At 66.3% G+C, this 25,108-nt stretch carries 12 protein-coding genes, 1 tRNA gene and 3 rRNA genes; 13 read left to right on the forward strand and 3 right to left on the reverse strand.

The features are described from left to right. Positions 1 to 175: 175 nt before the first annotated feature. The 4 genes from ACQEVM_RS08815 (at position 176) to ACQEVM_RS08830 (ending at position 5,083) form a co-directional block, all read left to right on the forward strand. Complete coding sequence (locus ACQEVM_RS08815) at positions 176 to 2,398, forward strand: polyribonucleotide nucleotidyltransferase (RefSeq protein WP_433079896.1); 2,223 nt, start codon at positions 176 to 178, stop codon at positions 2,396 to 2,398. Then, entirely contained in the window at positions 2,395 to 3,774 is a 1,380-nt protein-coding gene (locus ACQEVM_RS08820) for a M16 family metallopeptidase (protein WP_433076636.1), read from the forward strand. The genes ACQEVM_RS08815 and ACQEVM_RS08820 overlap by 4 nt, the downstream gene beginning before the upstream one ends. Positions 3,775 to 3,855: 81 nt before the next feature. Continuing rightward, on the forward strand, positions 3,856 to 4,611 hold the full coding sequence (gene dapB / locus ACQEVM_RS08825) for a 4-hydroxy-tetrahydrodipicolinate reductase (protein ID WP_433076638.1): 756 nt from the start codon (positions 3,856 to 3,858) through the stop codon (positions 4,609 to 4,611). A 19-nt stretch (positions 4,612 to 4,630) separates the two neighbouring features. Next, the gene (locus ACQEVM_RS08830) at positions 4,631 to 5,083 is read left to right on the forward strand and encodes a hypothetical protein (RefSeq protein ID WP_433076640.1); all 453 of its coding nucleotides are present in this window, start codon (positions 4,631 to 4,633) and stop codon (positions 5,081 to 5,083) included. A 34-nt stretch (positions 5,084 to 5,117) separates the two neighbouring features. Here the strand turns inward: ACQEVM_RS08830 and ACQEVM_RS08835 are convergent, their stop codons facing one another. Both ACQEVM_RS08835 and ACQEVM_RS08840 read right to left on the reverse strand, forming a co-directional pair. After that, positions 5,118 to 5,672, reverse strand: coding sequence for a PH domain-containing protein (locus ACQEVM_RS08835; RefSeq protein ID WP_433076642.1), 555 nt, complete (start codon positions 5,670 to 5,672; stop codon positions 5,118 to 5,120). Between the two features lie 48 nt (positions 5,673 to 5,720). Beyond that, positions 5,721 to 5,960: a hypothetical protein gene (locus ACQEVM_RS08840; protein WP_053683883.1), complete on the reverse strand. Its 240-nt coding sequence runs from the start codon at positions 5,958 to 5,960 to the stop codon at positions 5,721 to 5,723. Positions 5,961 to 6,186: 226 nt separating this feature from the next. Here ACQEVM_RS08840 and thyX point away from each other — a divergent pair, with 226 nt between their 5' ends. From thyX to ACQEVM_RS08875, 7 genes are all read left to right on the forward strand, one after another. Beyond that, on the forward strand, positions 6,187 to 6,927 hold the full coding sequence (thyX, locus tag ACQEVM_RS08845) for an FAD-dependent thymidylate synthase (RefSeq protein ID WP_433076644.1): 741 nt from the start codon (positions 6,187 to 6,189) through the stop codon (positions 6,925 to 6,927). Positions 6,928 to 7,125: 198 nt separating this feature from the next. Then, positions 7,126 to 8,025 (forward strand): 4-hydroxy-tetrahydrodipicolinate synthase, encoded by a 900-nt coding sequence (gene dapA, locus ACQEVM_RS08850; RefSeq protein WP_433076646.1) that lies wholly within the window; start codon positions 7,126 to 7,128, stop codon positions 8,023 to 8,025. A gap of 113 nt (positions 8,026 to 8,138) precedes the next feature. Beyond that, the gene (locus ACQEVM_RS08855; protein WP_053683878.1) at positions 8,139 to 9,824 is read left to right on the forward strand and encodes a ribonuclease J; all 1,686 of its coding nucleotides are present in this window, start codon (positions 8,139 to 8,141) and stop codon (positions 9,822 to 9,824) included. 617 nt (positions 9,825 to 10,441) lie between these two features. Continuing rightward, positions 10,442 to 11,966: ribosomal RNA gene (locus ACQEVM_RS08860) — 16S ribosomal RNA — on the forward strand. Positions 11,967 to 12,256: 290 nt separating this feature from the next. Then, a 23S ribosomal RNA gene (locus ACQEVM_RS08865) occupies positions 12,257 to 15,379 on the forward strand. 74 nt (positions 15,380 to 15,453) lie between these two features. Continuing rightward, positions 15,454 to 15,571, forward strand: a 5S ribosomal RNA gene (gene rrf / locus ACQEVM_RS08870). Together the 16S, 23S and 5S rRNA genes with 1 tRNA gene alongside form the textbook arrangement of a ribosomal RNA operon. Positions 15,572 to 15,576: 5 nt before the next feature. Next, a tRNA-Thr gene (locus tag ACQEVM_RS08875) sits at positions 15,577 to 15,649 on the forward strand. Positions 15,650 to 15,790: 141 nt separating this feature from the next. Here ACQEVM_RS08875 and ACQEVM_RS08880 read toward each other — a convergent pair. Beyond that, entirely contained in the window at positions 15,791 to 18,313 is a 2,523-nt protein-coding gene (locus ACQEVM_RS08880) for a SpoIIE family protein phosphatase (protein ID WP_433076649.1), read from the reverse strand. 248 nt (positions 18,314 to 18,561) lie between these two features. Between ACQEVM_RS08880 and ACQEVM_RS08885 the strand changes: the two genes are divergently transcribed. Together ACQEVM_RS08885 and ACQEVM_RS08890 are read left to right on the forward strand one after the other, a co-directional pair. Further along, positions 18,562 to 24,084 carry a HAMP domain-containing protein gene (locus tag ACQEVM_RS08885; RefSeq protein WP_433076651.1) on the forward strand — a complete coding sequence of 1,841 codons (5,523 nt, stop codon included), beginning with the start codon at positions 18,562 to 18,564 and terminating at the stop codon, positions 24,082 to 24,084. Positions 24,085 to 24,358: 274 nt separating this feature from the next. After that, positions 24,359 to 25,039, forward strand: a complete 681-nt coding sequence (locus ACQEVM_RS08890) for a response regulator (RefSeq protein ID WP_053682241.1) — start codon at positions 24,359 to 24,361, stop codon at positions 25,037 to 25,039. Positions 25,040 to 25,108 lie beyond the last annotated feature (69 nt).

Genomic DNA, 25,108 nt, shown 5'->3' on the forward strand with positions numbered 1-25,108 from the left:
GAGGAGCGCCCTCCCTACGCCGCCGGTCCTCGGTAGTGGCATCCGGAAAGCCCAGCGAGGGCAACGAACCGGGTGCTTCGATCGAAGACCGGCCCGCACGCAAGGAGCGCTTCTCCAACACCGTCCGTCACCACACGGGTGGCGGACGGAGACGACGAAAATGGAGATATCGCTAGTGGAGAACGAGACCCACTACGCCGAGGCCGTCATTGACAACGGTTCCTTCGGCACCCGCACCATCCGCTTCGAGACGGGCCGTCTGGCCCGCCAGGCCGCCGGCTCCGCCGTTGCCTACCTGGACGACGACACGATGGTGCTGTCCGCCACCACCGCGTCGAAGAAGCCCAAGGACCAGCTCGACTTCTTCCCCCTCACGGTGGACGTCGAGGAGCGGCAGTACGCGGCCGGCAAGATCCCCGGCTCCTTCTTCCGTCGCGAAGGCCGGCCCTCCGAGGACGCGATCCTCACCTGCCGCCTGATCGACCGCCCGCTGCGCCCGTCCTTCAAGAAGGGCCTGCGCAACGAGATCCAGGTCGTCGCGACGATCATGGCGCTCAACCCCGACCACCTGTACGACGTCGTGGCGATCAACGCCGCCTCCGCGTCCACCCAGCTGGCCGGCCTGCCCTTCTCCGGCCCGATCGGCGGCGTCCGCGTCGCGCTGATCCGCGGCCAGTGGGTCGCCTTCCCGACGCACACCGAGCTCGAGGACGCCGTCTTCGACATGGTCGTCGCGGGTCGCGTCCTGGAGGACGGCGACGTCGCGATCATGATGGTCGAGGCCGAGGCCACCGAGAAGACCATCGCCCTGGTCAAGGGCGGCGCCGAGGCGCCGACCGAGGAGGTCGTGGCCGCCGGCCTCGACGCCTCGAAGCCCTTCATCAAGGTCCTCTGCAAGGCCCAGGCCGACCTGGCCGCCAAGGCCGCCAAGCCCGAGGGCGAGTTCCCGGTCTTCCTGGACTACCAGGACGACGTGTACGAGGCCCTCTCGGCCGCCGTCAAGGGCGAGCTCTCCCAGGCGCTGACCATCGCGGGCAAGCAGGACCGCGAGGCCGAGCTGGACCGCATCAAGGAGATCGCCGCCGAGAAGCTCCTCCCGGCCTTCGAGGGCCGCGAGAAGGAGATCTCCGCCGCCTACCGCAGCCTGACCAAGGCCCTGGTGCGCGAGCGCGTCATCAAGGACAAGGTCCGCATCGACGGCCGCGGGATCACGGACATCCGTACCCTCGCCGCCGAGGTCGAGGCCATCCCGCGCGTGCACGGCTCGGCGCTGTTCGAGCGTGGCGAGACCCAGATCCTGGGCGTCACCACCCTCAACATGCTCCGCATGGAGCAGCAGCTGGACACCCTCTCCCCGGTGACCCGCAAGCGCTACATGCACAACTACAACTTCCCGCCGTACTCCGTCGGCGAGACCGGCCGCGTCGGTTCGCCGAAGCGTCGCGAGATCGGCCACGGCGCGCTCGCCGAGCGCGCGATCGTGCCGGTACTCCCGACCCGCGAGGAGTTCCCCTACGCGATCCGTCAGGTGTCCGAGGCCCTCGGCTCCAACGGCTCGACGTCCATGGGCTCGGTCTGCGCCTCCACCATGTCGCTGCTGAACGCCGGTGTGCCCCTCAAGGCCCCCGTCGCCGGCATCGCCATGGGTCTGATCTCCCAGGAGATCGACGGCAAGACCCACTACGTCGCCCTCACCGACATCCTCGGTGCGGAGGACGCGTTCGGCGACATGGACTTCAAGGTCGCCGGCACCAAGGAGTTCGTCACCGCGCTCCAGCTGGACACCAAGCTCGACGGCATCCCGGCCTCGGTCCTGGCCGCCGCCCTCAAGCAGGCCCGCGACGCCCGCCTCCACATCCTCGACGTGATGATGGAAGCGATCGACACGCCGGACGAGATGTCCCCCAACGCCCCCCGGATCATCACCGTCAAGATCCCGGTGGACAAGATCGGTGAGGTCATCGGCCCCAAGGGCAAGATGATCAACCAGATCCAGGAGGACACCGGCGCCGAGATCACGATCGAGGACGACGGCACCATCTACATCGGTGCCGCCGACGGCCCGGCCGCCGAGGCCGCCCGCGCCACGATCAACCAGATCGCGAACCCGACCATGCCGGAGGTCGGCGAGCGCTACCTGGGTACGGTCGTCAAGACCACCACCTTCGGTGCCTTCGTCTCCCTCATGCCCGGCAAGGACGGCCTGCTGCACATCTCGCAGATCCGCAAGCTCGCCGGTGGCAAGCGCGTGGAGAACGTCGAGGACGTGCTCGCGGTCGGCACCAAGGTCCAGGTCGAGATCGCCGAGATCGACTCCCGCGGCAAGCTCTCCCTCGTCCCCGTGGTCGATGGCGAAGCGGCCGACGCCGACGCTGACAAGGACGACTCCGACAAGTGACGTCGCGTAGTTCCCGTGTGACGGCCCGCCCCTCTTCGGAGGGGCGGGCCGTCGCCCGTACCCAAACCCTGCTCAAGGGGCAGAACGGCATCGGCACCGTCCGGCGCACCGTCCTGCCCGGCGGACTGCGCATCGTCACCGAGACGCTGCCCTCCGTCCGCTCCGCCACCTTCGGCATCTGGGCGAACGTGGGCTCCCGGGACGAGACGCCCACGCTCAACGGCGCCACGCACTACCTGGAGCACCTCCTCTTCAAGGGCACCGACAAGCGCAGTGCCCTCGACATCTCCTCCGCGATCGACGCGGTCGGCGGGGAGATGAACGCCTTCACGGCGAAGGAGTACACCTGCTATTACGCACGGGTGCTCGACACCGACCTGCCGCTGGCCATCGACGTGGTCTGCGACATGCTGACCGGCTCGCTGATCCGCGAGGAGGACGTCGACGCCGAGCGCGGCGTCATCCTCGAAGAGATCGCGATGACCGAGGACGACCCGGGCGACTGCGTGCACGACCTGTTCGCGCAGACCATGTTCGGCGACAGCCCGCTGGGCCGTCCCGTCCTCGGCACCGTGGAGACGATCAACGCGCTCGGCGCCGACCGGATCCGCCGCTTCTACAAGAAGCACTACGACCCGACCCACCTGGTCGTGGCCGCGGCGGGCAACGTCGACCACAACAAGGTCGTACGTCAGGTCCGCGCCGCCTTCGAGAAGGCGGGCGCACCGGGTCGCACCGACGCCGAGCCGATCGGCCCGCGCGGCGGCACCAAGCGGATCCGCACCGCCGGCCGCGTGGAGCTGGTCAACCGCAAGACCGAGCAGGCCCACGTGGTCCTCGGCATGCCCGGCCTCGCCCGCACCGACGAGCGCCGCTGGGCGCTGGGCGTGCTGAACACGGCGCTCGGCGGCGGCATGTCCTCCCGGCTGTTCCAGGAGGTCCGGGAGAAGCGCGGCCTCGCCTACAGCGTGTACTCGTACACCTCGGGCTTCGCCGACACCGGTCTGTTCGGCGTGTACGCCGGCTGCCGGCCCAGCCAGGTCCACGACGTGCTGCGGATCTGCCGGGACGAGCTGGACAAGGTCGCTTCGGACGGGCTCACGGACGAGGAGATCAGGCGAGCCGTCGGCCAACTGTCCGGCTCCACGGTCCTCGGCCTGGAGGACACCGGTGCCATCATGAACCGGATCGGCAAGAGCGAGCTGTGCTGGGGCGACCAGATGTCGGTCGACGACATGCTGGCCCGGATCGCGGCCGTGACCCCGGACGACGTCCGGGCCGTCGCGCAGGACGTGCTGGCCCACAAGCCGTCCCTCGCCGTGATCGGACCGCTGAAGGAGAAGCAGGCCGCCCGCCTCGACGAAGCGGTGGCCTGAGATCCTGGGGATCGCGGGTGCCGGCCCGCCACGGCCGGCCGGCACCCGGCCCCGTGACATGGAAGCGAAGGAAGCACGAGCATGAGCAGCAAGCTGCGGGTCGCGGTTCTCGGCGCCCAGGGGCGCATCGGCGCCGAGGCGGTCAAGGCCGTCGAGGCCGCCGAGGACATGGAACTGGTCGCCGCGCTCACCCGCGGGGACAAGCCGGAGACACTGACCGACGCCGGCGCCCAGGTCGTCGTCGAGCTGACCACCCCCGCAGCCGTCATGGACAACCTCGACTTCTGCGTCCGGCACGGCATCCACGCCGTCGTCGGCACCACCGGCTGGACCGAGGAGCGCCTGGCCGAGCTGAACACCTGGCTCGCCGGCTCCCCGGAGACCGGGGTGCTCATCGCCCCCAACTTCTCCATCGGCGCCGTCCTCACGATGAAGTTCGCCGCCCAGGCCGCCCGCTACTTCGAGTCCGTCGAGGTCGTCGAGCTGCACCACCCCAACAAGGTGGACGCGCCCTCGGGCACGGCCACCCGCACCGCGCAGCTCATCGCGGCCGCCCGCGCCGAAGCCGGTCTGGGCGCCCAGCCCGACGCCACCGCCACCGCCCTCGACGGCGCCCGCGGCGCGGACGTGGACGGCGTGCCCGTGCACGCCATCCGCCTGCGCGGCCTGCTGGCCCACCAGGAGGTGCTCCTCGGCGGCGAGGGGGAGACCCTCACCATCCGTCACGACTCCCTGCACCACAGCAGCTTCATGCCGGGCATCCTGCTCGGCGCGCGCCGCGTGACGCAGACCCCGGGCCTCACCTTCGGCCTGGAACACTTCCTCGACCTCGGCTGATGAGCAGGCAGTAGTACCCATGCGCGCGAAGATCACCTACTTCCTCACGGCCGCCGTCCTGGTCGTCTACTTCGTCCTGGTCGGCAGCCGAGGCCTGATGCTGATCCGGCACGGCACCTGGCTCACCGTCACCATGGGCCTGTCCGTGCTGATCCTGCCGGTCATCGGCATCTGGTTCCTCTGGAAGAACACGCGGTTCGTCACCAAGGCCAACCAGCTCGCCGCCGAGCTGGAGGCCGAGGGCGCCCTGCCGGTGGACGAGCTGGAGCGGGACCAGTACGGGCGGATCCTGCGGGACTCCGCCGACGAGGTCTTCGCGCGCCGCAAGGTCGAGACCGAGGACGCGCCGGGCGATTGGCGCAGCTGGTTCCGGCTCGCCGTGGCCTACCACGACGCCCGCGACACCCCGCGGGCCCGCAAGGCCATGCAGCGCGCCATCGCCCTGCACGACGGAAAGCCCGTACAGGTCTGATCCCCGTACGGGCTCCACGTGCGCCGGCGACGACTCAGGCGGGAACGGCCCGGTACTGGTCGGCCCACGCCTCCACCATCCCGGCGGCCCGGTCGAAAGCCTCGGACCGGGCCAGGAAATCGGCGTTGTGGTCGGTCAGGAGGACCGGCAGTTCGGCGCCGTCGCGCGCCGCCGCGGTCAGGGCCTGACCCTGCACGGTCCTCGGCAGTCCGAGCCAACGCACCGGCTGCTGCACGGTGCGAATGCTGTCGATCTTGCTCCAGGCGACCGAGCGCGTTCCGAAGAAGCCCACCCGGCGCAGTCCCGTGCGGCTCACCCAGACACCCATGCGCAGCAGGCGCAGGGTGGCCCCGACCACGGCGAGTGCGGCCGCCAGGGAGAGCAGAGCCCCGCCCCAGGTGCCCGCGAAGGCGACGATCATCGTGGCCAGGAGCATGAAGGCGGAGAGCAGCAGCAGCAGCGCCGCGACGGCGACCCGCCAGGGGCCGGGACGGTAGGGCCGACGCCAACGGTCGGGATCGTCGTGGGGCAGTGTCTCTTCTTCGTGCGCGTCGAAGACGCCGTCGGCCGTCAAGAAGGGCAGGGGCACGGCTGGACCTCACTCACATGCACGTTCGGTTGGGCTGTGCCCGTGAGGCTACCGCCCCTCGGACGCCTCCGACTGCTGTGACTTCTGGGGCGCCTTGTGCGGCTGCAGTGCCGGCATGCCGAAGAGCAGCGAGCCGACGAGCCCCGCCACCACGGTCAGTCCGACCAGCGTACGGGCGGCGATCTGGGTCTTGGCCAGACTCTCTCGCGGCGGTGGAGTGACGTTACTGCGGAATCGGTCGGCCTCGGCGACGAAGGCGAAGGGGACGGGTTCGCGCCGGCGAAACATGGGAGGCACTCTCCTCACGGTCAGGGCCCGCGGGCCACGTGGTGCGTTCTCCAGGTAAGACGTCCGAAGTCCCCGATCCGTGCCGCAAATCGGAACATTCGCCGAATCGCATGGCGGAGCGTCAGCTGTACGGGTGACCCCGCCACCGCGCCGGCGCGGGAATCGAGCCGTTCCCCGCGCCGTAGAGTGGGCGCGCCCCAGGTAATACCGTTCGGAAGGACCCCCGGTGAGCGAGAACGCCGCTTCAGACCTGAAACCCAGCTTCCGCAGTGACGTGACGGTGGAGCTGGTGAAGCACTCCGCCGCCGACTCCGACGTGCTGTGGGCCGCCCGTGTCTCCACGGCGGGCGAGCAGTCCCTGGAGGAGCTGCAGAAGGACCCCGAGCGCTCCAAGGGCCTCATCAACTATCTGATGCGCGACCGCCACGGCAGCCCCTTCGAGCACAACTCGATGACCTTCTTCATCAGCGCCCCGATCTTCGTGTTCCGCGAGTTCATGCGGCACCGCGTCGGCTGGTCCTACAACGAGGAATCGGGCCGCTACAGGGAGCTGGAGCCGGTCTTCTACGTCCCGGACACGGATCGCAAACTGATCCAGGAGGGCCGCCCGGGCAAGTACGTCTTCGTCGAGGGAACCGCCGCGCAGCAGGAGCTGACCAGCCGCGTCATGGAGGACTCGTACGTCCGGGCCTACCAGGCCTACCAGGAGATGCTGGCGGCGGGCGTGGCCCGGGAGGTTGCCCGTTCGGTCCTGCCGGTCGGACTTTTCTCCTCGATGTACGCCACCTGCAACGCGCGCTCGCTGATGCACTTCCTCGGCCTGCGCACCCAGCACGAACTGGCGACCACCCCGTCCTTCCCGCAGCGGGAGATCGAGATGGTCGGCGAGAAGATGGAGCGGCACTGGGCCGGTCTCATGCCGCTCACGTACGCCGCGTACAACGCGAACGGTCGCGTTGCCCCGTAAGGCCGGAGCCACGCCGGCGCACAGATGTGCGGCCCAAGTCCCAAGTGTCCGTATTGCGGCGTTTCGTAAAGTTCATCTAGGCTGATCAAACGGACCCGGCACTGCTTGAACCCCCGAGCAGGCAGTGCCGGGCTCCAACACTCGGTTCACGTCCCCCGAGGGGACACCGCGAGCATGGCAGCGAGTAGCGTGTTACCCATGGCTCCGATCTCGACTCCGCAGACCCCCTTCGGGCGGGTCCTCACCGCCATGATCACGCCGTTCACGGCTGATGGCGCACTCGACCTCGACGGCGCGCAGCGGCTCGCCGTCCACCTGGTGGACGCAGGCAACGACGGCCTGATCATCAACGGCACCACCGGTGAGTCGCCGACCACCACCGACGCGGAGAAAAACGACCTCGTACGAGCCGTACTCGAAGCCGTCGGCGACCGCGCCCACGTGGTGGCGGGCATCGGCACCAACGACACCCGACACACCCTCGAACTCGCCCGCCAGGCCGAGCGCACCGGCGCCCACGGCCTGCTCGCGGTGACGCCGTACTACAGCAAGCCGCCGCAGGAAGGCCTCTACCGGCACTTCACGGCCATCGCGGACGCCACCGAGCTGCCCGTCATGCTCTACGACATCCCCGGCCGCAGCGGTGTCCCGATCAACACCGAAACCCTCGTCCGACTGGCCGAGCACCCCCGTATCGTTGCCAACAAGGACGCCAAGGGTGACCTGGGCCGCGCCAGCTGGGCCATCGCCCAGAGCGGTCTGGCCTGGTACTCCGGCGACGACATGCTGAACCTGCCCCTCCTTTCGGTCGGCGCGGTCGGATTCGTCTCCGTGGTCAGCCACGTGGTCACCCCCGAGCTCCGCGCGATGCTCGACGCCCACCTGGGCGGCGACGTCCAGAAGGCCACCGAGATCCACCAGAAGCTGCTCCCCGTCTTCACCGGCATGTTCCGCACGCAGGGCGTCATCACCACCAAGGGCGCCCTCGGCCTGCAGGGCCTACCCGCCGGCCCGCTGCGGCTCCCGCTCGTCGAGCTGACCGCCGAGGAGAGGGCGCAGCTCAAGATCGATCTTGCCGCCGGCGGGGTACAGCTCTGACAACAGACTTCACAACTGAACAAGCACCATCCGAAACCGCATAAGCAAGTGCACGAATGACATGCGCGCCACGTGCCTACGAGGTACGTGGCGCGTGTGGTGAGGAGACACTTTTGAGCCACCCGCATCCCGAACTGGGCCCGCCGCCGAAGCTCCCCAAGGGCGGCCTCCGGGTCACGCCCCTGGGCGGCCTCGGTGAGATCGGCCGCAACATGACCGTCTTCGAGTTCGACGGTCGCCTGCTGATCGTCGACTGTGGCGTTCTCTTCCCCGAAGAGGAGCAGCCGGGCATCGACCTGATCCTGCCGGACTTCTCGTCCATCCGGGATCGCCTCGACGACATCGAGGGCATCGTCCTCACGCACGGTCACGAGGACCACATCGGTGCCGTCCCCTACCTCCTCCGGGAGAAGCCGGACATCCCGCTGATCGGCTCCAAGCTGACGCTCGCCCTGATCGAGGCGAAGCTCCAGGAGCACCGCATCCGCCCCTACACCCTCGAGGTGAAGGAAGGCGAGCGCGAGAACCTGGGCCCCTTCGACTGCGAGTTCATCGCCGTCAACCACTCCATCCCGGACGCGCTGGCCGTGGCCATCCGCACCGGCGCCGGCATGGTGGTCTGCACCGGTGACTTCAAGATGGACCAGCTCCCGCTGGACAAGCGCCTCACCGACCTGCACGCCTTCGCGCGTCTGAGCGAAGAGGGCATCGACCTCCTCCTCTCGGACTCGACGAACGCCGAGGTCCCGGGCTTCGTCCCGCCCGAGCGCGAGATCTCCAACGTTCTGCGCACGGTCTTCGCGAACGCCCACAACCGGATCATCGTGGCCAGCTTCGCCAGCCACGTGCACCGCATCCAGCAGATCCTCGACGCGGCCCACGAGTACGGCCGTCGTGTCGCCTTCGTCGGTCGTTCGATGGTCCGCAACATGGGCATCGCCCGCGACCTGGGCTACCTGAAGGTCCCGCCGGGCCTCGTCGTGGACGTGAAGACCCTCGACGACCTGCCGGCCCACGAGGTCGTCCTGGTCTGCACGGGATCCCAGGGCGAGCCCATGGCGGCCCTGTCCCGGATGGCGAACCGCGATCACCAGATCCGGATCGTCCCCGGCGACACGGTGATCCTGGCGTCGTCCCTCATCCCGGGCAACGAGAACGCGGTCTACCGCGTGATCAACGGCCTGACCCGATGGGGTGCCAACGTCGTGCACAAGGGCAACGCCAAGGTGCACGTCTCCGGTCACGCCTCCGCGGGCGAGCTGTTGTACTTCTACAACATCTGCAAGCCGCGGAACCTGATGCCGGTCCACGGTGAGTGGCGGCACCTGCGCGCCAACGCCGAGCTCGGCGCGATGACGGGTGTCCCCAAGGACCGGATCGTCATCGCCGAGGACGGCGTGGTCGTCGACCTGATCGACGGCAAGGCCCGCATCTCGGGCAAGGTCCAGGCCGGCTACGTGTACGTGGACGGCCTCTCGGTCGGCGACGTCACCGAGGCCTCGCTCAAGGACCGCCGCATCCTCGGCGACGAGGGCATCATCTCGGTCTACGTCGTGGTCGACAGCACCACGGGCAAGGTCGTGAGCGGCCCGAACATCCAGGCCCGAGGCTCCGGCATCGAGGACTCGGCCTTCGCCGCGGTCCTGCCGAAGATCGAGGAAGCCATCGCGCGCGCCGGCGCCGACGGCGTGGCCGAGCCGCACCAGATCCAGCAGCTCATCCGCCGCACCATGGGCAAGTGGGTCTCGGACGGCTACCGCCGCCGCCCGATGATCCTTCCGGTCGTCGTCGAGGTCTGAGCCTCGTCGTAGCGCCCGCGTCGGAGCGGGGCAACCGGATTTGCATCCGGGGGCCCCGCTCCAGTACGTTTACGTCTCCACCTCGCACGGCACCCAGGCACACACGTGTGCCCGACCGTCGATGCGGGCGGGTGGGAATCAAACACTCAGGGACACCTGATAAAGTCTGATCCACCCGAAAGGGAAAGGCCCTCCAACGGCCATCGAATTCAAATCCAAGTCGGAAACGACACGGAAATGTTCTGATAGAGTTGGAATCGCCGGAAAGGGAAAACGCGAAAGCGAAGAACCTGGAAGGCGGAGAACAAGCGAGACTGACTCTGATAGAGTCGGAAACGCAAGAACGAAGGAAGCGCCCGGAGGAAAGCCCGAGAGGGTGAGTACAAAGGAAGCGTCCGTTCCTTGAGAACTCAACAGCGTGCCAAAAATCAACGCCAAAAGTTGATACCCCGTCCATTTCGGTGGATGAGGTTCCTTTGAAAAAGACCTGTGAGGTCGCAATCTTCGGGTTGTGGTGCTTGCAGGCGATTACACAGCGAGGACGCAGTGGTCGATCGGTCTTATTCCGACATGATCGGCCCGCTCTAATTGCGTGTGCACCCGATTACGGGTAAACATTCATGGAGAGTTTGATCCTGGCTCAGGACGAACGCTGGCGGCGTGCTTAACACATGCAAGTCGAACGATGAAGCCCTTCGGGGTGGATTAGTGGCGAACGGGTGAGTAACACGTGGGCAATCTGCCCTTCACTCTGGGACAAGCCCTGGAAACGGGGTCTAATACCGGATAATACTCCTGCCTGCATGGGTGGGGGTTAAAAGCTCCGGCGGTGAAGGATGAGCCCGCGGCCTATCAGCTTGTTGGTGGGGTAATGGCCCACCAAGGCGACGACGGGTAGCCGGCCTGAGAGGGCGACCGGCCACACTGGGACTGAGACACGGCCCAGACTCCTACGGGAGGCAGCAGTGGGGAATATTGCACAATGGGCGAAAGCCTGATGCAGCGACGCCGCGTGAGGGATGACGGCCTTCGGGTTGTAAACCTCTTTCAGCAGGGAAGAAGCGAAAGTGACGGTACCTGCAGAAGAAGCGCCGGCTAACTACGTGCCAGCAGCCGCGGTAATACGTAGGGCGCAAGCGTTGTCCGGAATTATTGGGCGTAAAGAGCTCGTAGGCGGCTTGTCACGTCGGATGTGAAAGCCCGAGGCTTAACCTCGGGTCTGCATTCGATACGGGCTAGCTAGAGTGTGGTAGGGGAGATCGGAATTCCTGGTGTAGCGGTGAAATGCGCAGATATCAGGAGGAACACCGGTGGCGAAGGCGGATCTCTGGGCCATTACTGACGCTGAGGAGCGAAAGCGTGGGGAGCGAACAGGATTAGATACCCTGGTAGTCCACGCCGTAAACGTTGGGAACTAGGTGTTGGCGACATTCCACGTCGTCGGTGCCGCAGCTAACGCATTAAGTTCCCCGCCTGGGGAGTACGGCCGCAAGGCTAAAACTCAAAGGAATTGACGGGGGCCCGCACAAGCAGCGGAGCATGTGGCTTAATTCGACGCAACGCGAAGAACCTTACCAAGGCTTGACATATACCGGAAAGCATTAGAGATAGTGCCCCCCTTGTGGTCGGTATACAGGTGGTGCATGGCTGTCGTCAGCTCGTGTCGTGAGATGTTGGGTTAAGTCCCGCAACGAGCGCAACCCTTGTCCTGTGTTGCCAGCATGCCCTTCGGGGTGATGGGGACTCACAGGAGACCGCCGGGGTCAACTCGGAGGAAGGTGGGGACGACGTCAAGTCATCATGCCCCTTATGTCTTGGGCTGCACACGTGCTACAATGGCCGGTACAATGAGCTGCGATACCGTGAGGTGGAGCGAATCTCAAAAAGCCGGTCTCAGTTCGGATTGGGGTCTGCAACTCGACCCCATGAAGTCGGAGTTGCTAGTAATCGCAGATCAGCATTGCTGCGGTGAATACGTTCCCGGGCCTTGTACACACCGCCCGTCACGTCACGAAAGTCGGTAACACCCGAAGCCGGTGGCCCAACCCGTAAGGGAGGGAGCTGTCGAAGGTGGGACTGGCGATTGGGACGAAGTCGTAACAAGGTAGCCGTACCGGAAGGTGCGGCTGGATCACCTCCTTTCTAAGGAGCACAGTACCGATTGCAGACAAATGTTCTGCACGGTCAGCTCATGGGTGGAACGTTGATTATTTGGCACGGTCTTCCAAAGCATTCTGCAAGTACTGCCCTCGGGCGTGGAAAGCGGTGATGGTGGCGGAGGGTCGTGCCTGGCACGTTGTTGGGTATCTGAGGGTACGGCCGTAAGGTTGTATCTTCGCGATGCCGGCCCCAGTGAACTCGCCAGCTTGTCTGGTGGGGTGATGGGTGACTGGTCGTTGCTTGAGAACTACACAGTGGACGCGAGCATCTGTGGCCAAGTTTTTAAGGGCACACGGTGGATGCCTTGGCACCAGGAACCGATGAAGGACGTGAGAGGCCGCGATAGGCCCCGGGGAGCTGCCAACTGAGCTTTGATCCGGGGGTGTCCGAATGGGGAAACCCGGCAGTCGTCATGGGCTGTCACCCACTGCTGAACACATAGGCAGTGTGGAGGGAACGAGGGGAAGTGAAACATCTCAGTACCCTCAGGAAGAGAAAACAACCGTGATTCCGGGAGTAGTGGCGAGCGAAACCGGATGAGGCCAAACCGTATGCGTGTGATACCCGGCAGGGGTTGCGCATGCGGGGTTGTGGGAATTCTTTTGATCGGTCTGCCGGCCGGTCGGCGAGTCAGAAACCGTTGATGTAGTCGAAGGACATGCGAAAGGTCCGGCGTAGAGGGTAAGACCCCCGTAGACGAAACATCAGCGGCTTGCTTAAGAATCTCCCAAGTAGCACGGGGCCCGAGAAATCCCGTGTGAATCTGGCGGGACCACCCGCTAAGCCTAAATATTCCCTGGTGACCGATAGCGGATAGTACCGTGAGGGAATGGTGAAAAGTACCGCGGGAGCGGAGTGAAATAGTACCTGAAACCGTGTGCCTACAAGCCGTGGGAGCGTCGCTGTATGTGCTTGCACATACAGTCGTGACTGCGTGCCTTTTGAAGAATGAGCCTGCGAGTTAGCGGTGTGTAGCGAGGTTAACCCGTGTGGGGAAGCCGTAGCGAAAGCGAGTCCGAATAGGGCGATTGAGTTGCACGCTCTAGACCCGAAGCGGAGTGATCTAGCCATGGGCAGGTTGAAGCGGAGGTAAGACTTCGTGGAGGACCGAACCCACCAGGGTTGAAAACCTGGGGGATGACCTGTGGTTAGGGGTGAAAGGCCAATCAAACTCCGTGATAGCTGGTTCTCCCCGAAATGCATTTAGGTGCAGCGTCGTGTGTTTCTTGCCGGAGGTAGAGCACTGGATAGGCGATGGGCCCTACCGGGTTACTGACCTTAGCCAAACTCCGAATGCCGGTAAGTGAGAGCACGGCAGTGAGACTGTGGGGGATAAGCTCCATGGTCGAGAGGGAAACAGCCCAGAGCATCGACTAAGGCCCCCAAGCGTACGCTAAGTGGGAAAGGATGTGGAGTCGCAGAGACAACCAGGAGGTTGGCTTAGAAGCAGCCACCCTTGAAAGAGTGCGTAATAGCTCACTGGTCAAGTGATTCCGCGCCGACAATGTAGCGGGGCTCAAGCGTACCGCCGAAGTCGTGTCATTTCAGCAATAGGGCCAACGCCCGCTGGGATGGGTAGGGGAGCGTCGTGTGCCGGGTGAAGCAGCAGCGGAAGCTAGTTGTGGACGGTTCACGAGTGAGAATGCAGGCATGAGTAGCGATACACACGTGAGAAACGTGTGCGCCGATTGACTAAGGGTTCCTGGGTCAAGCTGATCTGCCCAGGGTAAGTCGGGACCTAAGGCGAGGCCGACAGGCGTAGTCGATGGACAACCGGTTGATATTCCGGTACCCGCTTTGAAACGCCCAATATCGAATCCTCTGATGCTAAGGCCGTGAAGCCGTTCCGGACCCTTCGGGGAAAGGAAAGTGGTGGAGCCGCCGATCCAAGGTGGTAGTAGGTAAGCGATGGGGTGACGCAGGAAGGTAGTCCAACCCGGGCGGTGGTAGTCCCGGGGTAAGGGTGTAGGCCGAGGGGTAGGCAAATCCGTCCCTCATTAAGGCTGAGACCTGATGCCGAGCCGATTGTGGTGAAGTGGATGATCCTATGCTGTCGAGAAAAGCCTCTAGCGAGTTTCATGGCGGCCCGTACCCTAAACCGACTCAGGTGGTCAGGTAGAGAATACCGAGGCGTTCGGGTGAACTATGGTTAAGGAACTCGGCAAAATGCCCCCGTAACTTCGGGAGAAGGGGGGCCATCACTGGTGATCGGATTTACTCCGTGAGCTGGGGGTGGCCGCAGAGACCAGCGAGAAGCGACTGTTTACTAAAAACACAGGTCCGTGCGAAGCCGTAAGGCGATGTATACGGACTGACGCCTGCCCGGTGCTGGAACGTTAAGGGGACCGGTTAGTGCGCTTTCGGGCGTGCGAAGCTGAGAACTTAAGCGCCAGTAAACGGCGGTGGTAACTATAACCATCCTAAGGTAGCGAAATTCCTTGTCGGGTAAGTTCCGACCTGCACGAATGGCGTAACGACTTCTCGACTGTCTCAACCATAGGCCCGGTGAAATTGCACTACGAGTAAAGATGCTCGTTTCGCGCAGCAGGACGGAAAGACCCCGGGACCTTTACTATAGTTTGATATTGGTGTTCGGTTCGGCTTGTGTAGGATAGGTGGGAGACTTTGAAGCAGCCACGCCAGTGGTTGTGGAGTCGCCGTTGAAATACCACTCTGGTCGTGCTGGATGTCTAACCTCGGTCCGTGATCCGGATCAGGGACAGTGTCTGATGGGTAGTTTAACTGGGGCGGTTGCCTCCCAAAGAGTAACGGAGGCGCCCAAAGGTTCCCTCAGCCTGGTTGGCAATCAGGTGTTGAGTGTAAGTGCACAAGGGAGCTTGACTGTGAGACCGACGGGTCGAGCAGGGACGAAAGTCGGGACTAGTGATCCGGCGGTGGCTTGTGGAAGCGCCGTCGCTCAACGGATAAAAGGTACCCCGGGGATAACAGGCTGATCTTCCCCAAGAGTCCATATCGACGGGATGGTTTGGCACCTCGATGTCGGCTCGTCGCATCCTGGGGCTGGAGTCGGTCCCAAGGGTTGGGCTGTTCGCCCATTAAAGCGGTACGCGAGCTGGGTTTAGAACGTCGTGAGACAGTTCGGTCCCTATCCGCTGTGCGCGTAGGAATATTGAGAAGGGCTGTCCCTAGTACGAGAGGACCGGGACGGACGAACCTCTGGTGTGCCAGTTGTCCTGCCAAGGGCATGGCTGGTTGGCTACGTTCGGGAGGGATAACCGCTGAAAGCATCTAAGCGGGAAGCCTGCTTCGAGATGAGTATTCCCACCTCCTTGAGAGGGTAAGGCTCCCAGTAGACGACTGGGTTGATAGGCCAGATGTGGAAGCCCGGTAACGGGTGGAGCTGACTGGTACTAATAGGCCGAGGGCTTGTCCTCAGTTGCTCGCGTCCACTGTGTTAGTTCTGAAGTAACGAACTGTGTTCATATCCGGTTGGTTAACTTCATAGTGTTTCGGTGGTCATAGCGTTAGGGAAACGCCCGGTTTACATTCCGAACCCGGAAGCTAAGCCTTTCAGCGCCGATGGTACTGCAGGGGGGACCCTGTGGGAGAGTAGGACGCCGCCGAACAACCCGCCCTTTTAGCTCAGTCGGTAGAGCGTCTCCATGGTAAGGAGAAGGTCAACGGTTCGATTCCGTTAAAGGGCTCAATCAAAAAGGCCCCCGCCTCATGGCGGGGGCCTTTTTGCGTTCCCGAGGCTTTTCGTCGGACCAGGCCTTTGCATGCAGCCGGCCGGACGCAGAAAGGGCCGGCGCCGTGAAACGGGCCGGCCCTGACGGAGGGAAGCGTTACTCGCCTTCGCGCTGGTGCGGCACCCGGAAGGTGAGGATGGCCATGTCGTCCGAGGCGGGCTCCGCGGCGAAGCGCTCGACTGCCCTCAGGACCCGCGAGGCCACCGCGCCCGCGGTGAGGCCGGTACACGTGGTGAGAACCTCGGTGAGGCCGTCGTCGCCGAGCATGCGCGTGCCCTCGCGGCGTTCGGTGATGCCGTCCGTGACACAGAGCAGGACATCGCCCGGATCCAGCGTGAGGGTCTGCTCGTAGAGCTCCAGGTCTTCCATGACACCGAGCAGGGGCTGCGGGTCCGCCGCAGGGGTGACCTCGCCGCTCGGGCGCAGGCGCAGCGGCAGCGGATGACCCGCGCAGACCACCTTCATCAAGGCGCCGCCATTGGGTTGGGGATGGAGTTCCCCGTAGAGAAGCGTGAGGAAGCGGCTGCGGGCGCCCTCGTCGAGAATGGCCGCGTTCAGTCGTTCCAGGACGGCCGGGCCACCGAGGCCCTCACGAGCCAGGAGGCGCAGGGCATGACGGGCGAGACCCGTGACCGCGGCTGCCTCCGGGCCGGTACCGCAGACGTCGCCGATGGCGAAGCCGTACACACCGGGGCGGATCGGGAAGACGTCGTAGAAGTCGCCGCCGACCTCGTTGCCCTCGCCCGCAGCACGGTAGATGACCTCGACCTCCATGCCGGGGATCGCGGGAGAACCGGGCGGCAGCAGACTGCGTTGCAGGGAGCGGCTGATGGCGGTGCGCTCGGAGTACAGGCGCGCGTTGTCGAGGGCGAGAGCCGCCCTGCGGGACAGGTCGTCGGCGAGTTCGAGGATCTCCTGACGGAAGTGTTCCTCGCTCGGCCGGCCGAGCGTGAGCATCCCGATCACACGGTTGCGCGCCAGCAGGGGCAGGACGACCGTTTCGCCGCCCACCGTCAAGGACGCGTCGGGCCACGGGCGGGCGCCCGCCTCACGGACCGGCTCGGGCGGACTGACCTGCGAGAGCAGGTCCTTGAGCCCGTCGATGCGTTCCTCGTCCTCGTGGAGCACGTACGACAGGTATGGATCGGAGGTCTGGTCGGCGATCGTGTAGACGGCACACCAGGTCGCCAGCGTCGGCACCGTCATCTGGGCCATGAGGGCCAGGGTCTGGTCCCGGTCGAGGGTGCCGGCCAGCAGGTCGGAAGCCTCGACGAGGAAGGAGAGGGAGCCGCGCCGCAGACGTTCGAGTTCGCCCAGGCGGGCCGACTCCACGGCGAGGGCGATCCGGTCCGCGGCGAACTGCAGCCGCAGGGCGTCCTCGTTGGAATAGCGGCCCGGGTACTCGGTGGCCACGCCCAGGGAACCGGTCAGCCGGCCCTCGACCTTGAGCGGAACGGTGACCACGGACCGCATGCCGGTGGCCTCCAGGAGCGGGACGGCGCCCGGGACCGCGGAGAGGTCGTCGTGGACGGCGGGCATGCGCGCCGAGCCGTACCGATTGGTGCCGGCCTCGACCGGAACGCGGGCGAACCGCTGCCGGGTCGAGGGGAGTCCGGTGGTGGCACGGACCTCCAACTCCGTTTCGTCGTCGGTCGCGAGCAGCAGGAAGGCCGAGTCCGCGTCGAGCATGTCGCGGGCGCGTTCGACGGTGCGCTGGAGCAGTCCGTCGAGATCGTCGGGTGCCGGCGAACCGATGAACATCTCGAAGGGGTCGGGCAGTCGCGCCTCGTTGAGCTGGGAGCCGTCGGAAGGGACCCGCAAGGGGCTCTGGAGCAGGGCGCGTTCGTCGTCGTGCACGAGCAGACAGACGATGGACGGTTCGCCGTGGGCGTCACGGACCCGCAAGTGGGAGGCGTAGACGGGGATGACGCGACCGTCCGCCCCGCGAATGCCGTAGCTGCCCTCCCAGCGGGACAGTCGCAGGGCCTCGGCGATGCCGGTACCGGTACCGGGAGTCTGTGGCCAGGCCGCGAGCTCGGCGAGCGGGCGTCCGACGGCCTTCTCCGAGGGATGCCCGAAGATGTGCTCGGCGTCCTCGTTCCAGGCGGAGACGGTGTCGGCGGCGTCGATCTGGAGGACGGCGACACGGACCCGGCTGTCGGCGAGGGGGAGCAGCTGGTCGGGGACGACGGGCCCGGCGGAGCGGGTACCGACCGGACGGTCCGGAAGGTCCAGCCGGAACCAGACGTGCTTGTGGGTGGCCGTGTACTCGACTCCCCAGCGGGTGGCGAGTGCGGCGCACAGCATGAGGCCGCGGCCGTTCTCCCGGTCGGGATCGGCGTACGGGCGCTCTCCGGGGTGCTGGAGCGGAAGTTCACGCTCCGGGTACCTGTCGGCGACCTCGACGCGCACGCCCTCCTCGGCACGCAGGCACAGGACCTCGGCCCGGGTGCCGGCGTGGACCACGGCGTTGGTCACGAGTTCGCTGGTGAGCACCACCGCGTCGTCGACGATGTCCGCGAAGCCCCAGCCGTGGAGGGTGTCGCGGACGAACCCGCGGGCAGCGGCGACCGAACGCCCTAGAGGATCGAAACTGGCAGCCGCCCGTGCCGTGATCACAAGACTCCTTCGACGCGGTTGGACATCGGGTGCCAGGTTACTTACCTTCGCGGTTCCCGTGGTGCCGTCGTCCTGGATTCCACTCGCAGGGTACGACCGGTGTGCGATGGTGCCGAAGTGTTATGGCCTGGTTCGGACAGGGTGAAACACTGGGCAGGCTTGAACAGCCAGGTTGTGGATAGAAGAGCCGGGTTGTGGTTGTTCGGAAATCCGGTGGAACAGTGGTCGACCCTTTCGGGAGGGACACGGTGGAGTCTGGCGCAGCGGTGCGGCGTACGGGAACGCGCCCCAAGGGGGGACGCTCTCGACGCAGCGGTACGACGGAAGTCGATACCGCCGCTCTGAACAGGCTGCTCACGGCCCTGGTGTCGATGCGGGACGGGAACTTCCGCAAGCGGCTGACGGTGTCCGGCGAGGGCGTGATGGCGGAGATCGCCGCCGTCTACAACGAGGTCGCCGACCGGAATCTGCACCTGACCGGCGAGCTGTCCCGGGTCCGGCGGATGGTGGGCCGCGAGGGGAAGCTCGGCGAACGGCTGGAAACAGGCGCCTGCGAGGGCTCCTGGGCAGCCGCGATCGACGCCTCGAACCAGTTGGTCGACGATCTGGCCAGGCCGGTGTCCGAGGTGGGTCGGGTGCTGTCGGCGGTCGCCGAGGGCGATCTGGACCAGCGGATGGAGTTGCGGACGCAGACGGCCGACGGGGCCGGGCATCCGCTGCGCGGGGAGTTCCTCAAGGTCGGGCGTACGGTCAACAACCTGGTCGACCAGCTGTCCGCGTTCACCGACGAGGTGACGCGTGTGGCGCTGGAGGTGGGCACCGAGGGCAAGCTCGGTGGTCAGGCCCAGGTGCGCGGGATGTCCGGGTCCTGGAAGGACCTGACCGATTCCGTCAACACGATGGCGTACCGGCTCACCGCCCAGGTGCGTGACATTGCTCTCGTCACGACGGCGGTCGCCAAGGGCGACCTGTCGCGCAAGGTCACGGTGCACGTGGCCGGCGAGATGCTCCAGTTGAAGAACACCGTGAACACGATGGTGGATCAGCTGTCGTCGTTCTCCTCCGAGGTGACCCGCGTCGCCCGGGAGGTGGGTACGGAAGGCGAACTCGGTGGCCAGGCGAAGGTGCCCGGGGTCGCGGGCGTCTGGAAGGACCTGACCGACTCCGTCAACACCATGGCGGGGAACCTGACCGCCCAGGTGCGGGGGATCGCCCAGGTGACGACGGCCGTCGCGAACGGCGACCTGTCGCAGAAGGTGCGGGTCAGCGCGCGCGGCGAGGTGGCGCAGCTGGCCGAAACGATCAACCAGATGACCGAGACGCTGCGGACCTTCGCCGACGAGGTCACGCGCGTGGCCAGCGAGGTCGGGGCCAAGGGAACGCTCGGTGGCCAGGCGCAGGTGCCGGGGGCGGCGGGGACGTGGAAGGACCTCACCGACTCGGTGAACACGGTCTTCCGCAACCTCACCACGCAGGTGCGGGACATCGCGACGGTGACGACGGCGGTCGCGAACGGCGACCTGTCGCAGAAGGTCACGGTCGACGTGGCCGGCGAGATGCTGGAGTTGAAGAACACCGTCAACACGATGGTGGACCAGCTCCAGTCCTTCGGCGCGGAAGTGACGCGTGTGGCCCGCGAGGTCGGCGTGGAGGGCGAGCTGGGCGGCCAGGCGCAGGTGCCGGGGGCCGCGGGGACGTGGAAGGACCTCACCGACTCGGTGAACACCGCCTTCCGCAACCTCACCGGGCAGGTCCGCAACATCGCCCAGGTGACGACGGCGGTCGCGAACGGCGACCTGTCGCAGAAGGTCACCGTGGACGTCTCCGGCGAGATGCTCCAGTTGAAGAACACCGTGAACACGATGGTGGACCAGCTGTCCTCGTTCGCGGACCAGGTCACGCGGATGGCGCGGGACGTGGGCACCGAGGGGCGGCTCGGCGGTCAGGCGCGGGTCGAGGGGGTGTCCGGCACCTGGAAGGAACTCACCGACTCCGTCAACTTCATGGCCGGCAACCTCACGTCCCAGGTGCGGCAGATCGCCCAGGTGACCACGGCGGTGGCGCGCGGTGACCTGTCGCAGAAGATCGACGTGGACGCCCGGGGTGAGATCCTGGAGCTGAAGAACACCATCAACACGATGGTGGACCAGCTCTCGGCCTTCGCGGAGCAGGTGACCCGGGTGGCCCGGGACGTGGGCACCGAGGGGCGGCTGGGCGGTCAGGCGCAGGTGCCCGGCGTGGCCGGGGTGTGGCGCGACCTCACCGACTCGGTGAACGGCATGGCCGGGAACCTGACCTCGCAGGTGCGCAACATCGCGCAGGTCGCGACGGCGGTGGCGCGTGGTGATCTTTCGCAGAAGATCGACGTGGACGCCCGGGGCGAGATCCTGGAGCTGAAGAACACCCTCAACACGATGGTCGACCAGCTGTCCAACTTCGCGGAGCAGGTGACCCGCGTCGCCCGCGAGGTGGGCACGGAGGGCATTCTCGGTGGCCAGGCGGAGGTGAAGGGTGTCTCCGGCACCTGGAAGGACCTCACGCAGTCCGTCAACTTCATGGCGAACAACCTGACCTCGCAGGTGCGCAACATCGCCGAGGTGACCACGGCGGTCGCGATGGGCGACTTGTCGAAGAAGATCACGGTTGACGCCAAGGGCGAGATCCTGGAGCTCGTCACCACCGTGAACACGATGGTGGACCAACTGTCGTCCTTCGCGGAGCAGGTGACGCGAGTGGCGCGTGAGGTGGGCACCGAGGGCATCCTCGGCGGCCAGGCCCGGGTGCGGGGCGTGACCGGCATCTGGAAGGACCTCAGCGACAACGTCAACACCATGGCCGGGAACCTGACGGCGCAGGTGCGCGGGATCGCGCAGGTCTCGGCGGCGGTCGCCAACGGCGATCTGACGAAGAAGGTCACGGTCGAGGCGCGCGGCGAGGTCGCGCAGCTCGCGGACACCGTGAACACGATGGTCAAGACGCTGTCCTCGTTCGCCGACGAGGTGACCCGGGTGGCCCGCGAGGTGGGCACCGAGGGGCGGCTGGGCGGTCAGGCGCACGTGCCCGGCGTGTCGGGGACGTGGAAGGACCTCACCGATTCGGTGAACTTCATGGCGTCCAACCTCACCGGTCAGGTGCGGCAGATCGCCATGGTCACGACCGCCATCGCCAAGGGCGACATGACCAAGAAGATCGACATCGACGCGCGCGGCGAGATCCTGGAACTCAAGACCACCATCAACACGATGGTCGACCAGCTGTCCTCGTTCGCCGACCAGGTGACCCGGGTGGCCCGCGAGGTGGGCACCGAGGGCATCCTCGGCGGCCAGGCGCGCGTGCGCGACGTGGACGGCACCTGGCGGGACCTGACCGAGTCCGTGAACGAGATGGCCGGGAATCTGACCCGGCAGGTGCGGGCGATCGCGGCCGTGGCCACCGCGGTGACCCGCGGGGACCTGAGCCTGAAGGTCGACGTGGACGCGGCCGGCGAGATCCAGGTCCTCCAGGACAACATCAACACGATGATCGTGAACCTCCGCGACACCACCTTGGCCAACAAGGAGCAGGACTGGCTCAAGGGCAACCTCGCCCGGATCTCCGCACTGATGCAGGGACGCCGGGAGCTGGACGACGTGGCTTCGCTGATCATGAGCGAACTGACCCCCGTGGTCTCCGCGCAGCACGGCGCCTTCTTCCTGGCGCTGCCGGCCGGGGGGACCACCGAGTTCGGGACGGAGGGTGGCGCGGACGGCTCGTACGAGCTGCGGATGCGCGGCAGTTACGCGTACGCGGGCGGCCTGATGCCGATCTCGTTCCGGCCGGGCGAGGGGTTGATCGGGACGGTCGCGGAGGAGAAGCGGACGATCCTCGTCGAGAACACCCCGCCCGGCTACCTGAGGATCTCCTCGGGCCTGGGCGAGGCGCCGCCGGCGCACGTGATCGTGCTGCCGGTGCTGTTCGAGGGGAAGGTGCTGGGTGTGATCGAGCTGGCCTCCTTCACCCCGTTCACGCAGATCCAGAAGGACTTCCTGAGTCAGATCGCCGAGATGATCGGCACGAGCGTCAACACGATCAGCGTCAACTCCAAGACGGAGATGCTGCTCAAGCAGTCGCAGGAGATGACCGAGCAACTGCGAGAGCGCTCCGATGAGTTGGAGAACCGGCAGAAGGCGCTCCAGGCGGCGAACGCCGAGTTGGAGGAGAAGGCGGAGCTGCTGGCCCAGCAGAACCGCGACATCGAGGTGAAGAACACCGAGATCGAGGAGGCCCGGCAGGTCCTGGAGGAGCGCGCCGAGCAGCTCGCGGTGTCGATGCGGTACAAGTCCGAGTTCCTGGCGAACATGTCGCACGAGCTGCGGACCCCGCTCAACTCGCTGCTGATCCTGGCGAAGCTGCTGGCCGACAACGCGGACGAGAACCTGTCGCCGAAGCAGGTGGAGTTCGCGGAGACCATCCACGGCGCGGGTTCCGACCTGCTGCAGCTGATCAACGACATCCTCGACCTGTCGAAGGTCGAGGCCGGGAAGATGGACGTCTCGCCGACCCGGATCGCGTTGGTCCAGCTCGTGGACTACGTGGAGGCCACCTTCCGGCCGCTGACCGCGGAGAAGGGCCTGGACTTCTCGGTACGGGTGTCCCCGGAGCTCCCGGCGACCCTGCACACCGACGAGCAGCGGCTGCTCCAGGTCCTGCGCAACCTGCTGTCCAACGCGGTGAAGTTCACCGACGGCGGGGCGGTGGAACTGGTGATCCGGCCCGCCGGCGCGGACGTGCCGACGGCGATCCGGGAGCAGTTGCTGGAGGCGGGTTCGCTGCGCGAGGCGGACGCGGACCTGATCGCGTTCTCGGTGACCGACACCGGGATCGGGATCGCGGCGAGCAAGATGCTGGTGATCTTCGAGGCGTTCAAGCAGGCGGACGGCACCACCAGCAGGAAGTACGGAGGCACGGGGCTCGGGCTGTCCATCAGTCGGGAGATCGCCCGCCTGCTGGGCGGTGAGATCCACGCGGCCAGCGAGCCCGGTCGGGGCTCGACCTTCACGCTGTACCTGCCGCTGCACCCGAGCGAGCTGCCGCCGCAGGGGTACGCGCCGCCGGCGCCCGGTGGCGCGCGCGGGGAGTACCGCAAGCCCGTCGAGGAGGCGCGGCCCGCACCGGCGCTGCCCGCGGCGCCCGCACCCGCACCGCAGGCCCCTGACCGGTCGGCGCCGCCCGCGCTGCCGGCGGCCGAGGTGGGCGGGGGCGGTCAGCAAAGCGGCCCGGCCTCGCTGTTCCGGCGGCGCCGCAAGTCGCTGAGCGACCTGGAGCCGCGTACGGCGGTTCCCGGGCAGCCCGACGGCCAGGACGGGTGGGGCAGTGCCGAGGACGAACTCCCGGTGGTTCCGCGCACGTACGACTTCCATGGCGAGAAGGTGCTCATCGTCGACGACGACGTGCGCAACGTCTTCGCGTTGACCAGCGTCCTGGAACAGCACGGGTTGTCGGTGCTGTACGCGGAGAACGGGCGGGAGGGCATCGAGGTCCTGGAGCAGCACGACGACGTCACGGTCGTGCTGATGGACATCATGATGCCGGAGATGGACGGGTACGCCACGACCTCGGCGATCCGGCGGATGCCGCAGTTCGCGGGTCTGCCGATCATCGCGCTGACGGCGAAGGCGATGCAGGGCGACCGGGAGAAGGCGATCGATTCCGGCGCTTCCGACTATGTCACCAAGCCGGTTGAACCCGACTACCTGCTGTCGGTGATGGAGCAGTGGATGCGTGGGAAGTGATCATTGGGCGACAACCCTGATATCAATTGTTGACTCAGTGTGGCCGTAACGGTGTGGGAGGACGGGATGCGGGGAACCTTCTGCTCTCCCACACCGTTTCTGCTTCGTGCACAGTGACATCTTGGTGACAGGGTGTGGCGATCTCGGGACTGGGGCTACGATGACCGGCACAAGGACGGACGGCGCAAGGATGCCGTCCTCTGGGGCGGGGCCCGGCGCACAGGCCGGTGCCCGGAGCCGGGGAGGCCCCATGCCGGGGCGAGGAGGACAGGGCATGGTGCAGAAGGCCAAGATCCTCCTGGTCGACGACCGGCCGGAGAATCTGCTGGCGCTGGAGGCCATCCTCTCCGCGCTCGATCAGACACTGGTCCGGGCGTCGTCCGGGGAGGAAGCGCTCAAGGCGCTGTTGACGGACGATTTCGCGGTCATCCTGCTGGATGTGCAGATGCCGGGCATGGACGGTTTCGAGACGGCCGCGCACATCAAGCGGCGGGAACGGACCCGGGACATCCCGATCATCTTCCTCACCGCGATCAATCACGGTCCGCACCACACCTTCCGCGGTTACGCGGCGGGCGCGGTCGACTACATCTCGAAACCGTTCGACCCGTGGGTGCTGCGCGCCAAGGTGTCGGTCTTCGTGGAGCTGTACACGAAGAACTGCCAGCTGCGGGAGCAGGCGGCGCTGCTGCGACTCCAACTGGAGGGCGGGGGTACCAACGGCGACGGCAGCAAGGAGACGGCCGGCCTGCTGGCCGAACTCTCCGCGCGGCTCGCGGCGGTCGAGGAACAGGCCGAGGCGCTGACGAAGCAACTCGGCGAGGAATCCGCCGACGCGGCCGTGGTGGCGACCGCGGCGCATCTGGAACGCAAGCTGACCGGGCTGCGCAGAGCGCTGGACGCGCTCGAACCGGGGACCGGCGGCGGAGCGGCGGTACTGCCCGCCCAGGGTTGAGGGCGTCGCCCCCCCCGGGGCCGCGGTGCGGGCCCGCCTGGCTGTGCGTCAGGTCTGGTGGTGCGTCAA

The sequence above is a fragment of the Streptomyces sp. CA-243310 genome (assembly GCF_050936775.1).
In the GTDB taxonomy this organism is placed as follows: Bacteria; Actinomycetota; Actinomycetes; order Streptomycetales; family Streptomycetaceae; genus Streptomyces.

Bases quoted from the DNA above. Each gene is read 5' to 3' on its own strand.
- ACQEVM_RS08830 (WP_433076640.1), top strand. From the start codon at position 4,631: ATGCGCGCGAAGATCACCTACTTCCTCACGGCCGCCGTCCTGGTCGTC.
- ACQEVM_RS08890 (WP_053682241.1), top strand. From the start codon at position 24,359: ATGGTGCAGAAGGCCAAGATCCTCCTGGTCGACGACCGGCCGGAGAAT.
- ACQEVM_RS08840 (WP_053683883.1), bottom strand. From the start codon at position 5,960: ATGTTTCGCCGGCGCGAACCCGTCCCCTTCGCCTTCGTCGCCGAGGCC.
- dapB (WP_433076638.1), top strand. From the start codon at position 3,856: ATGAGCAGCAAGCTGCGGGTCGCGGTTCTCGGCGCCCAGGGGCGCATC.
- dapA (WP_433076646.1), top strand. From the start codon at position 7,126: ATGGCTCCGATCTCGACTCCGCAGACCCCCTTCGGGCGGGTCCTCACC.